Source organism: Armatimonadota bacterium (genome assembly GCA_023511795.1).
Lineage (GTDB): Bacteria > Armatimonadota > UBA5829 > DTJY01 > DTJY01 > JAIMAU01.
Window position 1 is genome coordinate 277090 of record JAIMAU010000001.1, and the last position, 14687, is coordinate 291776.

General features: G+C 46.3%; 11 protein-coding genes and 1 riboswitch. Of the genes, 4 read left to right on the top strand and 7 right to left on the bottom strand.

Annotated elements, in window-relative coordinates; translation table 11 throughout:
• Window positions 1–22: 22 nt before the first annotated feature.
• Complete coding sequence (locus tag K6T99_01190; GenBank protein ID MCL6518422.1) at window positions 23–253, bottom strand: hypothetical protein; 231 nt, start codon at window positions 251–253, stop codon at window positions 23–25.
• Window positions 254–378: 125 nt separating this feature from the next.
• Window positions 379–473, bottom strand: a riboswitch (cyclic di-GMP riboswitch).
• Between the two features lie 54 nt (window positions 474–527).
• On the bottom strand, window positions 528–3206 hold the full coding sequence (locus tag K6T99_01195; GenBank protein ID MCL6518423.1) for a hypothetical protein: 2679 nt from the start codon (window positions 3204–3206) through the stop codon (window positions 528–530).
• 311 nt (window positions 3207–3517) lie between these two features.
• On the opposite strand from K6T99_01195, the gene K6T99_01200 reads away from it, so the two are divergent.
• Entirely contained in the window at window positions 3518–4153 is a 636-nt protein-coding gene (locus K6T99_01200; protein ID MCL6518424.1) for a YjbH domain-containing protein, read from the top strand.
• A 161-nt stretch (window positions 4154–4314) separates the two neighbouring features.
• Here K6T99_01200 and K6T99_01205 read toward each other — a convergent pair whose 3' ends face one another.
• The 4 genes from K6T99_01205 to K6T99_01220 all read right to left on the bottom strand — a co-directional run bounded on the left by K6T99_01205 (window position 4315) and on the right by K6T99_01220 (window position 8258).
• On the bottom strand, window positions 4315–4797 hold the full coding sequence (locus K6T99_01205) for a GNAT family N-acetyltransferase (protein MCL6518425.1): 483 nt from the start codon (window positions 4795–4797) through the stop codon (window positions 4315–4317).
• Between the two features lie 11 nt (window positions 4798–4808).
• On the bottom strand, window positions 4809–6389 hold the full coding sequence (locus K6T99_01210; GenBank protein ID MCL6518426.1) for a gamma-glutamyltransferase: 1581 nt from the start codon (window positions 6387–6389) through the stop codon (window positions 4809–4811).
• A 209-nt stretch (window positions 6390–6598) separates the two neighbouring features.
• Window positions 6599–7279 (bottom strand): fused MFS/spermidine synthase, encoded by a 681-nt coding sequence (locus K6T99_01215; GenBank protein ID MCL6518427.1) that lies wholly within the window; start codon window positions 7277–7279, stop codon window positions 6599–6601.
• A gap of 7 nt (window positions 7280–7286) precedes the next feature.
• Window positions 7287–8258, bottom strand: a complete 972-nt coding sequence (locus K6T99_01220) for a fused MFS/spermidine synthase (GenBank protein MCL6518428.1) — start codon at window positions 8256–8258, stop codon at window positions 7287–7289.
• A gap of 261 nt (window positions 8259–8519) precedes the next feature.
• Here K6T99_01220 and K6T99_01225 point away from each other — a divergent pair, with 261 nt between their 5' ends.
• The 3 genes from K6T99_01225 to K6T99_01235 all read left to right on the top strand — a co-directional run bounded on the left by K6T99_01225 (window position 8520) and on the right by K6T99_01235 (window position 12502).
• On the top strand, window positions 8520–10790 hold the full coding sequence (locus K6T99_01225; GenBank protein ID MCL6518429.1) for a TonB-dependent receptor: 2271 nt from the start codon (window positions 8520–8522) through the stop codon (window positions 10788–10790).
• A 262-nt stretch (window positions 10791–11052) separates the two neighbouring features.
• Window positions 11053–11940: a Gfo/Idh/MocA family oxidoreductase gene (locus K6T99_01230; protein ID MCL6518430.1), complete on the top strand. Its 888-nt coding sequence runs from the start codon at window positions 11053–11055 to the stop codon at window positions 11938–11940.
• A gap of 148 nt (window positions 11941–12088) precedes the next feature.
• The gene (locus K6T99_01235; GenBank protein MCL6518431.1) at window positions 12089–12502 is read left to right on the top strand and encodes an ATP-binding protein; all 414 of its coding nucleotides are present in this window, start codon (window positions 12089–12091) and stop codon (window positions 12500–12502) included.
• 100 nt (window positions 12503–12602) lie between these two features.
• Here K6T99_01235 and K6T99_01240 read toward each other — a convergent pair whose 3' ends face one another.
• Window positions 12603–14654: a SpoIIE family protein phosphatase gene (locus K6T99_01240; GenBank protein ID MCL6518432.1), complete on the bottom strand. Its 2052-nt coding sequence runs from the start codon at window positions 14652–14654 to the stop codon at window positions 12603–12605.
• Between the last annotated feature and the right edge of the window lie 33 nt (window positions 14655–14687).

A 14687-nucleotide genomic window follows, 5' to 3' on the forward strand; every position in this document is an offset into this window, starting at 1 on the left:
AGTGTTTGCACTTTGAGTTTAATTATCCCCGCAAACCGTATTTAGCAAAAAAATCTTGGATTGTAAGGCGTTTGAGGTCGCTGTTTAGAAGGACAATAAAGCGGCGTAATTCTGGTCGAGACATACGCTTAGGTGCCATATAGATCTTGTGGCCAAGCCTGCGGTCTGTGAGAAAAACTGCATCTCCGCCTAGTACTTCGACCTTGAACCTTTCGATGGCAGGTTTGGCAAGTTCGGATTCCGCAAGGTCCATAGTGTTGTGCCCCGACCCTGTTTAGGAAACGCAAAAATAGGCGCCGTTAAGCGCTGTGGTTACTGCGGGATTCCATTTGTGCCTCCTAAAATGGGAAAATGGTTGCCCCGCGGTAATCAGCTAACTTCGGCAGCCTGGCAGTCATGTCTCCTAATCGTTGGGAGAGTTAGACCCAGCGGCTTTGCGTCCCCGCCTTTCGACGAGTTTGCCTTTTTCGGTTGCTCGTTACCAATATAATTATTGGTACAAGAATATGAGCTTTTACCCCGTAAAATTACTGGCATTTCTCTTCAGGCAAGGTAATAAGAGTTAGATAGTCCATTTTGCGTTTCCCAGCGGCGGTAAGGTCAACCACTATGCCTTTATCCGCCAAAGGCTGGACGCTGCCAAAACTCGGAGACCGCAAGCTAATTATGGTGTTTACAAAGCGTGCAGTTCCCACTCGCTCTGTTGCTCTAACGATAGGAATTATTTCGAAATCCTTATTGGGGTATCCGTCTTCGTCTGTTGAATATGGGGCGAACGTATGTATAATTCCTTGAATGCGCTTCTTGAACCCCGAGAGGTCGTGTGATGGCCTTTCGATTCCAAATGTGTCTATAAGCCAGACAGGCGAATTTATCTTCGATGAGTCCCATCTCCTGAGGAGCGAATCTAGCAAATTATCGCATGCTGTTCTGTACAGCAGTTCCCATTGACCTTGGAGCTCAGTGCATGCGGAGACTATCTGTTGGAGTGGAAGCCAATCTAGATTGCGAATTGGAGCTTCGGGTATGTCAATGGAATCCACTCCAAACTCAATGAAAAACTCCCGCCGCATAACATCGTTATGGCCAGGGTTCCCAGTTGGATTTGGCAGGGTACTACCATATCTCATACTTCCTCTTGGCGTCGGGATAAGCATTGACGTATAGTCGAGAGCTAGTCCATCAACCTCATAAGTAGAAAGCTCGTCAAGCAGGGTACGAAGCCTAGCGCGGACTTCAAGATTTGCTGGGTTGACTGCATCACCTGTGGTTCCTTCGCCGTAGTAGAATTCCGAATCGGCTAAATCGGCGTCGCTAATCTTTGTCGCGCCAAGGCTTTCGGACCTTGTTCGGCCAAAAATATCGAAATCAAGCAACCCAGTTTCTTTTCTGACCCAGTTCTTATTCGTCCCATCTGGCCAGCGAAGAACGTCAAGCACAACGAAAACTTTAATTCCTTGATTGTGCGCTGCGGCGATTGTCCTTTTAAAATAATCTTGGTCTAAACCTTGCATCATCGGAAAGGTCCTACTCGGAAACGCAGTATATCCAGAGGTAAAAACTCGAAGGAATAGGTTGTTAAACCCATGCTCCTTAAGCGATTTGGCTATAAATTCGGGTGATTCACCTGCGGTGGGCTTCCAAATGCAGGCGCGCATTGGCGAATTTAAAACTACACGAGTGCCTGGCTCAGCATCTTTAAAAGATGCAATCCGGTCGTAGGAGGTATTCCTGATAGGGAATATTTCAACTCCCGCGACTCCGCCGGGTGCTTCCCATGACAGCTCAACTGGCCCGAGATTTTGGAAGTTGAAGGTAAGTTTAACAACGATGTTTGGGATGACAGATACCAACTTTCGGTCAGCCGGCAGTGAGCCTCGACCTTCTGCAGTAATCAGCTCTTTCTCGATGAAGGCTTTCTGAGTTGGTTTGATTGAGTCCCAAGTAAGCCCTCCAGTGGCATCGTTCAGAACCAAAGATTCTAGTTGTTGATTGTCTAATTTAAAACGTCCTGTTAGATCAAGAGGCAGCATTGTCAAAATATTGTGCCGCTTGATTGAATCATAGGTTTTGTTATCAGTGTTTTGTTGGTCAGCCGTGAGTTTATTTTGAAGTTCACGATATCTGGCAGCTATTTGGCCGATGCCCATTAGGTCAACTGAGAATATGTATCCATCCTCAAAGCGGCGCCATGTTCCCGTCGTTGCCAAGGCAACCGCTTTTAATAGCTGGCCTGCAGGGAAACCTCGACTTTGGACATAAAGCGGAATATTGTTTGAGCCTGGGCTTGCATAAAGCTTGATACCTGTGCTATTGGAAATTACCGACGAAAGTTCACTAATGGTTGTTGTACCTGATAGTTGAATTGGTTTGTTGAGGGCTTCAAGAGAGAAATTCAGGTCGGATTCTTTTACACAGTTGTCTATTTGCTTTGGCTCCCACGGTGGAGGCGTCCGTCTTAGTCTATATCCACCTTCATCTCTGATGCGTAAGTCGGCAAGAATCCATCCCGCCTTGCTCCTTGGTTGGGTGCAATTTATGTTGAAGTATGAACCAAACGGATAGCGCCGGTCTTCAGACTGTGGACCTTGGATGGTTAAGTAATCTACCGAAAGGCGCGCAGTCAGGTAGCAATTCTTAATATCCAGCTTTTCGGCCGGTTTTGCCTTGGAAAGGTTTGCATTTTGCCCAGGTTCCACTAGAACAACAGCTCTTGGTCTTGAGAAAATTTCAGCCATAATTTTTTGCTGGTCGGTTGTAAGCTCAGAAAATGGTAGTCCATTTTGCGAGCCAAGTAGACGAAGTTGATGATTGGTCATACCGAAAACTAATTGGTTTATAAGCATTGATAGTGGCTTTATCGGTTTTGCTCGCCCTTTCGCCAAGTCCGTCAAATCAGGTCTTTTCGCAGGGGCAAGAACGAAAATGCCGTCCTGCTGAAAGAGCCTCAGGCAATACAATGATGCAAGTTTTTCTAGAGGAAGCGATTTGGCGTCTTTATGAGCCTCCTGGTATTGTTTCTCGCTGGGAGTAGTTCCTTCGGCCGATACAATCGGCTCCGAACTTTGGCCATAATTATCCTTCAAATATTGGAAAAGCGAGGGTACGGTGCTCCATTCATCCTGCGCGAAGGTACATCTTGCGAGCAATAGTAGCATGACAAGACTGAAAATATTTTTGCTAGCCCTGGACAAACCAAACCTCATTTACTTGCCTCCTATGCTGTCGAATTCTTATTCAGTAATAGGACGCGACTTGATATGCAAATGTTGAAGATGTGTTCACTCTATGATAAACATAATGTCATTTCAAAGTTGTTTGTATTAGTTACCGCGAGTTGAGCAAGCTGATATCAGAAGGAATGCTGTTTTGATTTTATTAACTTCTCGACGATTAATATTACAACACTGTTGATACAAAATCTTGCTTTTTAAGTTTTCACTCTCATGTATACGAAGCAAATCGCCGAGTATTACCATTGGGGGAGGACGACTTGCCTGAGCGGAGGAGGTGAAATTTGCGCAGATTAAAATATGTTTTTGCGCTCAGCCTTGTCTGTATATGCCTGGGGAATAGCTATTGCTCACCAACAGGTCTCAATATAATCCCGACTGCTGACGTCCTTGAAAAGGATGTCTTTATGTTGGAGACCCCATACTCTGGGGGGATGCGCTTTGGCCCCGACGGGGATTCTTATGTGCTCCTCCAGATTGGAGCGGGTAGCGGTGTAGAGGTCGGGATAGACCAGAGAGTAGAAGATGGACACCTTGATGCTTGGATGAACGCCAAATGGAGATGCTTGGAGGAGGATGGCGGTCGTCCAGCAGTTGCTATAGGCGTCCAAAACTTCTCCCATAATACGGAGAAACAGCCTTACCTGGTAATGAGCAAAAGCTTCAAGCCTGCTCGACTGCATGTCGGGGTGATTAAAATGGAGGGTGTTTCCAGCGTGATGCTTGGATTTGACAAGACCTTCAGCCCGAAGTTTGCAGTCCAAGCGGATTATATCTCAGGCGAAGAGAATGGATTAACAGCTGGATTTAGGTTGCAAATAGGGAAAACGGCCACCTTGTGGGCGGCGCACAGCTTTCCAAATAGTTCTGCAACAAAACCAGACTACTTCGTCAGACTTGGCTGGAACGCAACCTTCTAAACGAAGCCTACCAGGCAGTCTTTACCCCGTGCCCTCCTTCATTGGCCAATGTTAGATGAAGGAGGGCATTTTTTAACGCACAAGGTTTGCTCTCTCGAGCTTTACGGACTAAAACCCTGTTTGCTTTTCTAGCTTCCCTGGTTATGAAGCTCGAGGATAGGCTATTTCAACTTCATAGTGTACCTAATTGATTGAAAAAAGGAGCGAAATCCTACCTTTTCGTACGCAGCACGGGCGGCGGCATAGGCCTCGTCAAGACCAGTTTCAACCTCGACGTATCGACAGCCTTTTTCGCGCATTAAGTTGAGCACATGTTTGTAAAGTGCCTTTCCTATGCCTTGCCCTTGAAATGCTGGGTCTACTGCGTTATTCCCAATCTCTCCAAGCTCATCGCCATGCAGGATATATGTAACGAATCCAACAATCTTGCCATTGAATTCGGCAACCCACACGCAATCAGGACGGCTTCTGAGCGTATTTCGAATTTCTTCTGCCTTTTGCTGTTGCCACGTGATGCCGCCTAAGATGCCATATAACTTTTCTCTTCTTGCATGAATAGTTGATTCGCCGAAAGCAGCCACTATAATCTCGGCTAGCCTCTCCTCATCTTCAAGCCGTGCGGGGCGAATTGCCAAATTGTCCATTTTTAATACCCCTATTTCGGGCGCCAACTAGCAGAAATTATCCGTTCGGCATCGAGATCTAGTTGAATGCCAACTAGTTCTGCGCTACCTTGGCAAACATCAAACCCCAATGCCCTAAGATATTCCTGGGTTTCTGTGGGAGCGCACTCGATGAATACTTTGCCGCGTGTCTCAAAGTGAATCCTAGGAGAAAGAAATGCTTCTCTTACGTTAAATCCCCTAGCAATGTGAACAAGCGCGCTGTGCATATTGCCAATGATTTTTCTGCCGCCCGTTGCTCCAATTGTAATAAATGGTTCTCCATCTTTTAGTATAATCGTTGGCGACATGTTGTTGAGCGGTCGCTTCTTTGGGGCAGGGGAATTCGCTTTGCCTGGGGCGGGGTCGAACAAGAACATGCCGCCGCTCATAACCATTCCGGTGCCAGGAATCACAACTGCCGAGCCCAATCCAAGGCCATGGGTTAGCGTGAGAGATACAAGATTACAATCCTTGTCAACTGCAGAAATATGAACCGTGCCTCCTTGGCCGGCTTGGCTTTCTGGCCCCAGGTTCGTTGGTTTCTGGTTTAGTACATGCTTGACTCTGAAAGCTAGTTCCCCAACATAGCCGTTTTCAATTAGGCTAAGATAAGGGAATGATACAAAAGTTGGGTCGCCAAGGTGGTCGAAGCGGTCCCACCAAACCAGGCGCAAGACTTCTAAACGTGCACGAATTTCCTCCGGACTGTTTGGTTCGAGGTCAATCATTTTGCTAAGTTGGTCAGAAACTAAGGTTGCCTGCAGCGGGCTTATCCCGCCCGCCGGGGGAGGCGCCGTCATAATCGTCAGATGACCGACTGTGGCTTCGATTGCCTGAGGAGTTCGAGGGCGATAGGCAGCCATGTCTTCAAAGGTAAGTATTCCACCGTGTTGTTGAACATGTTTTGCAATATGATGCGCAATTTCTCCCTTATAGAAAGCATCTGGCCCATTTTTGGCTATTGCTTTGAGGACCTCCGCGGATTCGAGGTTTGGTACTATTGTGCCCTCTGGAAGTGGTTCTCCATTTGGGTAGAACATGGCTTTTGTGCCAGGATATTGCATAAACGTCTGCGCTTGGTTTTTGAGGAGTCCGGCTAAGTAAGCGTCTATATCAAAGCCCTCATAACAAGCTTGGATAGCGGGTTGGATAAGGTCTGAAGGGCTCATTGTGCCAAATTTCTCAGCGGCATGCGAAAGTCCGGCAACTGTACCGGGCACCGATATACATAGATATCCTCGTTGGTTTGCCTTGTTTGCATCTACATAGCGGTAAAGTGCATTGGGGTCTTCTACAAGCGAATACATATTCTCATGTGCTGCGGCCGGGGCTTCAGTATCGAAATCTATGCAATGCGTTTGCTTTTCATTGGCAAAGTGAATAACAATAGCACCACCGTATCCACATATTCCGTTTTGGTCTGGTCGCACAACCGCTGAGACCCATGCGGCTGCCACTGCGGCATCAACTGCGTTTCCGCCTTCCGCGAGCACGCGTTTTCCAGCTTCTACCGCCCTAGGATGTGGTCCGATAACTTCTCCAGTTTTTATGCTTTTGCATTCGTTATCCATAGGATTTGCAAGCCTCCCCGCGATTGTCTTTCTTAACCAGTTTTCGTCTAGGAACTATAAAATTCCTATTGTTGCTATGTTAAATATAGGTTACCGGCGAATGCTGTTGTGATTGGCATTAGGCATAGAAAGAAGTGTTTTCTTAATGGCGGATTATTTAATTAACCTTCGATATGTACCACAAAAAATACACGAGATAGGGGTGTTTGTTATTGGCGCTTAAGTAATATCTCAACTGGCGACCAGCGGTCGCTTAGGATTGGTCCCGTTGGGGCGAAAGTCATCTGTTCTGCAAGACAGCTGACTATGTGTCGCATGTCTATACCGGTATTGGGCGGTAGTTTGATTTTTTTTGCCGCTTTGGCCGCTTCCTTTGCAGTAAAAGATTTGCTCCGGCCATTTTGGGCGACAAGGATTATGTTGCCACTGCGATGTCCAATAAAGGAAGTTGCATTCCCGAAAATTGCATGAAGCGTGCGTGCTTCACAACCATAAAGGTCATCTGTAACAGCAAGGTTAGATGCTACCACGCCGTTAGGAGCTAGCGCACGTTTTACTATATTGAAGAATTCAACAGTGGTGAGATGAAACGGCACATAATCGTCGCTGTAAGCATCGAGTATTATCCAATCGTATTTCGGTTTCTTATTTGTAATGCAACAACTCAAAAACCAACGGCCATCTCCGATATATATGCGAGTGTTCTTGCTTGGTCGCCAATAAAAGTACTTCTGTGCTAGTTGTACAATTGTGGGGTCTATTTCTACTGCATCTATCTTCACGCCGGGAACACACAACTCTAATGCTCGAGGGATAACTGCTCCTCCTATTCCGATAATGCAAACCCGTTTGGGCTTGGGTTGGTAAAGCATTGCGGCAAATGATAGCATTGTATACTCAGAAGAAATGGTATCGGAGATCTCGCATATCAATGACACTCTGTGGCGAGCGGAATTGGGCTTTTCCAAATACCAGCTTACGTATAGGTCCTTCTTGATAGATGTGGATGTGGTGATAAGGTGTTTCTCGCTCAAAGATTGTAGTCGCGGGCATTTGCATAAACTTTTCTGCTTCCTTGCGTGCCTCTGCTTGCGCTTTATCTAAAATTGGGCGCATTTCCGAAGGAGGAGTATTGCTAAGGAGATAGTTATGTAGTGGATACTGGTATGCCTTAAGTGCGTGCCAAGATGAATCGTTATGGCGACATCCTAATATTACCGCAACCACAGCCAATGTCGCAGTTAGCCCAATAACCAGGAGAATTCTCTTTAATATAACAAGAGCAACAATTAGAGCGATTGCAGCCAGTGTTACACCGGCAAACACCGTAATTGCTGTTAATGGGAGCATTGGTATTAGGTAAAAGGCAGTAACCAGGCTTCCGCCGAAGCTCCCAACTGTGGAGATGGCATATAGCAAGCCTGCATGGTGGCCAGCTTCAGTGTGCACCTTGGTTGCTAATTGAATGCAGTATGGAGATACGCTTCCAAGTAGAACCATGGGTGGTCCATACAAAATTGCAGACGCTAATAGCGCTCCCCATTTTAGCTCAAGCCCCGTTTTGCAAAGCCATCCGGAAAGCAAATCTTGATAAAGTGGTGTGCAGGCGACATACAAACCTGCTACTGCGGCCGAGGTTATGGGAACGAAAGCCGAAATTGATTTTCTAGTTAGCCGACCTCCAAAAGCATAGCCAATTGCAAGCGTGACTAAGAAAATAGCAATAACACTACCCCATACGTAAATGCTGTTGCCAAAATAGGGAGCTAGGACGCGTGCGGCTACCAATTCTGTAAGCATTACGAACCAGCCAGTTGCAAATACCAGGAGCCATATTGATATACTATATAGATTGCCTGCAAATATCATTAATGCTCTCCTTTTTATTTGCTGGCTCTTCTTCTTAGCCTTTCTTTTATTAGCATAAGCGGTTATTGAACAATTCAAACACTTATCCAGTATATTGTCAATCCTTGGTTTTAAACAGTTTTTCGTTTGTTTTGGCCTGTAAAATTTACCTAAAGATGGCTAAGCAAACTGCCGAAAATCGAATTGAAGAAGTAGGCTTTTTTATGAAATGAAAAGCATTTTTGTCGGATATTTGCAAATTAAGTGTGGGAGGGATTTGAATTGCGCAGACGAACGGTATGCGCCACATTGGCTCTAGCGTTTGCGCTCCAGATGGTTGTCGTAGTCAGTTTGCCTGTCTATGGGGGCACAACGGGTATAATTTCCGGGGTGGTGGCTGATTCGGCAACCGGCGAGAAGCTGGCTGGAGTCAATATCATTGTTGAAGGCACGAATTTAACGACGGTAACAGATTCCAATGGTTACTATGTCATAACAAACGTGCCTCCTGGGGATTATAAGGTAACGGCTAGCCTAGTAGGCTATTCCGACGCGCGGGCAGAAAAGGTGTCGGTGCTTATGGATGTTACTGCTACCGTCAATTTCTCGATGGAGCAGGCTGTGGCTGAAGAGGAAGAAGTTGTCGTTACCGAGTCAAGGCCGATGATTCAAAAAGATATGGTTCCCACAATGTATGTGGTTGACCAACACCAGGAGAAGATGGTCAGAAGTCAACCCCAATTTCTTTATCAAGCCCCAGGACTAGTGGCAACCCAGCCAGGAGTAGTATCTGATGCCGAGGGTTATCCCCACATTCGAGGTGGGCGCGTGAACCAGGTGAATTGGATGATCGATGGCATTCCAATTACCGAACCGCTTACAAACTCCTTTGGTACAAACGCTGTAACTGTTGGCATGGATAAGATGGAAATCTACACAGGTGGATATAGACCTGAGTATGGGAACGCAATCTCCGGCGTATTCAACCAGGTGGTAAAAAGCGGTCGCAACTTCCCTGGCGTGTCCCTTGAGGTAATCGGCGGGTCGAATGCTTTCAAGGCTGTTTATCCTGAGATCGGTGGAGCAACTCCAAATGGACTTGACTACTATGTCGGTGCATATCTTTGGCATTCGGAGTTTGAACGACTGCAATACAACGAAGCCGACTGTGCCGATATGATTGGCAAGTTTACCTACCCAATGAACAATAGGAATAAGCTTACACTGCTAGTGGCAAACGGTTCGGCTAAATATCAGTTTCCTTCTGTTCATACTTATACATATGGCACAAGCGGACTTGTTGAGATTCCGCCTGAGCGTGACCACCAACACCAGTCTTATTCACTTACAGCGCTTACCTTTAACCATACTATTAACTCGAAATCATTTTTTACTCTCAGGCCCTATCTATTGACCAATAAGTGGCAGGTTGATGCAATTTCCGATGACATCGGATATTGGTGGGATGCCAAGTCGGAGACGTTCGGCCTACAGTTTGATTACACTAATCAGCTCTCACCAAAGCATCTGCTTAAGGCAGGTGCGATTCGCATGGCGAGCGACAACAACTACTGGGCGACTGTGCCGGCTTATGGCGATTATGAGTATACCGCCAATACCGATACAGTGCAAACGGGCCTTTATCTTCAAGACCAAATGACACTTAACGACCGGTGGTCTGCCGAAGTCGGCTTGAGGTATGACCGCATGAAGTATGACAAGGTCGTCAACCCTGATACTTCTGAATCACAGCTCAGCCCGAGATTGGGACTTGCCTACGTTGTTGACCCAAAGACGCGACTACGATGCTCTTGGGGTAAGATGATTCAGTTTGTTTACACGCAAGCTATCGAGCGCAACTATACGAATCCTGTTTGGAATGAGTGGTATGGGCTTGGAAACGCTGACCTGAAACCAGAGCGCAGTTCACAGTTCGACATTGGTTGGGAACGCGAGGTTGCAAAGGATTGCTTGCTTCAGGTAACGCCATTCTACAGGAAGTTCGTTGACCTTCTTCAAGTGCGGTCTATCAACCCTGAAGACCCAACCGCACCTCCATTCGTGTATGATAATCTCGGCGAGGGAACTAGCAAGGGAGTCGAAATTATGTTCAAAAAGCGCCCGAGCAATAATTGGTCGGGTTGGCTAGCATACACCTGGTCTGTATCTAAAGCCCAGGCTAGCAATGATAGAGAAACCGTCACGCCTGGTGTAATGCAGTATGTGGATTGGGACCAGAGACACACTGCCGTGCTAGTGCTAAATTACATGAATAAGGGTTGGAGCTACAGTCTCATGGGAGAGTACGGTAGTGGACTTCCCTATAACCTTGCCGACGAGCCAGTGAATTCTCGCCGTGTTTCGCCCCATTTGGTTTTCAATTTAAGCATAATGCGCGAGATTACCGGCGGATGGCTACCCCAGGGACAGATGTACTTGCATATCGGAAACCTATTCAATGTTGGGGGAGCCCTGGATAAGGGCGAAGACGGCGAACCGACAGCATGGATTTCGCCAAGGTTTGTAAGCATGGGATATGTAAGAAAGTTCTAAGATATATTGCCAAGTTTTTATAAGCTGAAAAGGCGGGGCTAGACGCGGCCCCGCCTTTATTTTTCTAATGCCAGCACAAATGTTGCAAAAGTTTTTGGTGGAAGGCTTTTTGTTCTTTTGCAAATTTCGCTCGCAAAAGTTCACTCATTAGAAGGAATAGTGCTTTGGTTGCGGAAATGAGAATTTGGTGATTATACTTCAATCGCCAGTTTTGCCCTTAGCTATTCGTCTTTTTAGCTTATAAGTTTTCGGAGGTACTACGGTGATTAAGGAGTTGCAAGTAGCTTTAATCGGTTTAGATACCAGCCATACAATTGAGTTTGCAAGAAGGATGCAGTCACCAGATTGTGCACCAGAGCAAAGGGTTGTTGGAATGAAGGCTGTCACTTGTCTCAGGTTCGAAACGCCCTTCCAAGACGAGGAAGGCTTGAATAAGAGACAGGAACAGTTGGAGCAGTGGGGAGTAAAGGTTACAACCGACTTTGAAGAAGCAGTTGCCAACTGCGATGCGATAATGCTTGAAATAAACGATCCTGCTTACCATTTGGAGTATTTCACCAAATGCGCAGACCTTGGCAAACCCATATTCTTGGATAAGCCACTGGCTGACACAATCGAAAACGGCAGGAAAATCTACGAATTGGCGAAAGAGAAAAATGTCCGAGTTTTCTCGGCGTCTTCTTTGCGCTTTGTGCCCCAGTTAATTGAGGCTTGTAAAACAATACCTGTGCCGAAATTTGTTACTGTGTATGGCCCGCTCGGTAAGGCGCCAGCAGGAAGCTCGATTGTATGGTATGGCGTCCATGCTTTCGAAATGCTCGAACGTGCGATGGGTCGAGGAGCAATTGCAGTTACAGCTCGGTGCGATGGTGCGGGCGTTGTTGCGATTGTGGATTATCCTGAGGGCGTGCGCGGCGTTGTCGAATTGAATGAAGGTTCGTGGATTTATGGCGGTTGTCTGCGGACAAAGGACAAAGCTGAGCCCTTTGTTGTAAATATGGCTAGGGCTTACTCAGATGAGCTTGAGCTCGTGGGGAAATTCTTCCAAGGCGGCGACGCACCTGTCGAAATGGAGGATACACTAGAGGTAATGGCAATGCTGGACGCCGCAGAACGCTCTGTACAAAGTGGAAAAACCGAATCGGTTTAAGTGTAGGTGGACCCCATAAATAGCATACAAAGCTATTGACCCACCTTGTTTATCTTGCTATACTTCCGCACATATAGCAAACGTTTCTATGCATTCTAGAGAAGTTAGGAATTCCATTGCTTTCGATTGCCGACTGGAGTGTTGCGAAGTGAGACCAGACGAAATTGGTTGCTTTGTTGAAATGCGAGTTCGCCCGCATGCTTCTGAATGTTCCAGGATTCGGCGAATTGTATCATTTCTAGCGTTCCATAAACTTCATAATTATGCTGCTACCTATGACCTTGAACTCGCTGTAGGCGAGGCGTTCAGCAATGCAATAAAATATGGAGGTGGCGACAATATCTTCCTAGTAGTAAATGCCACGTCTTCTAGAGAGTTAGTGGTCGAGTTTTATTACAAGGGAGAAAGCTTCGACACAGCGATTGAGTTTCCTAATGATTGCTTGAGTGGCAATGGCGGCTTTGGTAGATATATCATGAGCGAGGTTCTCGATGATATAGAATATCTATTCCTTGATGGTTACACACGCCTTCGCATTGTAAAGCGAGCCTTTGACTACTAAAATCCTCTTTCCAATAAGCCAGCTTTGCGGAACCGAAACTATCTGTATTATTGATGAGAATTGATGTTGGTTTATCAACGGCCGCCAACCATTGCGGATGCTAGCCAATGGTTCGCTCGATAACTATGAGTGCAATGTCGTCGGAAAGCTGGCCTCCAGTCCAATTGTTGATGGCTTTGAGTATTGCGTCCAACAGATACTGGCAAGAACGAGCGCCGAATTTATGAATGATTTTTTTGAGTTCTTCTGCCCCAAAGAAGCTTAAATCGTGCCGGGCTTCAATGATTCCATCCGTATAAAGGATGAACTTGTCATTGGGGTTTAGCCTAGTTGAGTGCTCTTCAAACTCTAACCTCTCTAAAACACACAGCGGCGGTTGGCCGAGCAAGAGGGTTTCTACTTCGCCAGTCGTTCCCCTGCGTACCAAAGGCGGAGGTTGTCTTGCGATTGAGTATCCTAACTTTCCCGTGTCAAGGTCCAGAATGCCCAGGAATAATGTTACAAACGAACCAGAGGTATAACCTTGGTTGATAAGGACGGAATTCGTGTGGCCAAGGGTTGTAGCTGCACTTGATGTTTCGTATGCGAAAGCTCTGGCTGTGCTCCGGGTCGAAGCTGCAAGTGCCGCTGCCTCAATTCCTTTGCCGGATACATCGCCTATGAGAATTCCAATTCTTCCCGATTCCGTAGGGAAAACATCGTAGAAGTCGCCGCCAATCTCTGCTCTTAGTGCTGGAATATATTTGGCTGCTACGTTATACCCCTTACCTATAGTTGGTTTTGGTGGCAATAGAGCTTTTTGCAATTGTGCTAATTGCTGTTGAGCCTCAAGGCGTGCTTCTGCTTCTCGCCTAGCCGCTTCGCGTTGCGCCTCATAAAGCCGCGCATTTGCTAGTGCAAGCGACACCGAATCACCAAGCCTTCGGGCAAAATTAACTTCCTGGTCCGAAAAGCCAATGGGTTCCTTTTGGCGAATAAAGAAGAGAATACCTATCACCTCGTTTCTTATAATGAGAGGAACAAGCATAATTGATTTAGCGTTAAAGACTTTTGCGGCGGATGTAATAATTGTCTCTTTTGAAACATCACTTATCGCTAAGGGTTCTCGGCTTGCGGCAACCAACGCAAAAGCAGGATTTTCCTTGTCGCTAATTCGCAGCCCCCAAATGCTCTCGGGCAGATTGTGCAGATACTTGACCACCCAAGAGTAATCTTCACGCACGCATACCCCAACTGCGTCGGCGCCCACTAATCTGCTGGCTTCTGCGACGACACGTCGCATTATCTCATCGTAGTTGAAAGTCGATATAAGCGCAGTAGTTATTGTGCTAAGTACTGCATTTAGTTCTTCAATCTGCTTTCGCTGGGTAATGTCCCTCGCAACTATAATTGCCCCTATTATTGCTCCTTCTTCGTTTCTTAACGGTGATATGCTAGTTTCCGCGTGAAAATGGGACCCGTCTTTGCGAACTAGAATGTGCTCGGTGTGCACAGTTTGTCCTTCTTCGGAAACTAGGAGGGCAGTTTCTCTCGCCCGAGGCTTGTCCTCTGGAGCAACCAAATCAATGACGTTCATCCCCAGAAGCTCTGTGGCAGAATAGCCTGTTATCCCACGCATTTTAGCGTTGGACATCGTGATTATTCCATTAAGGTCTGTTACAGTTATCGAGTCGGGAGAGGTTTCCATTAGGGTGCGATATTTCTGTTCGCTATCTTTGAGGTTATTCTCAGTATTCTTCCGCTCAGTAACGTCAAGGCAGAAAACCGAAATAGAGTTTATTTCTTTTGTGCGGGAATTGATGTTTGGAATAGCAATGACATCAAAGTACATAGTGCGCCCGCCAATGTTGAGTTTTAAGTTCTCTGTCTTGAGTATTTCGGCAGTTTCCTTGAGGTGGTCTAATAGCGGTTTTAGTTGTTTTAGTTCGGATGATACTTCCCAAGGGGTCTTGTTTAGTGCATCCGCAGGTTCTTTAAGCCCCAAGTTTTTGACTAGCGAAGTCATACGGTCATTTAGAAAAATAATTTGGTAGTCTGTGGATGATAAAATGAAGAATAAACAAGGAATCTTTGCAAGTGTGGCAACTAGTATTGAATGAAGGTCTTCCTGCGGTATGCTTGATAGTATTCCATTGGCAAGGCTAGCAGCCATAAAATATCCACTTCCCTGGCAGATGTGGTTCCT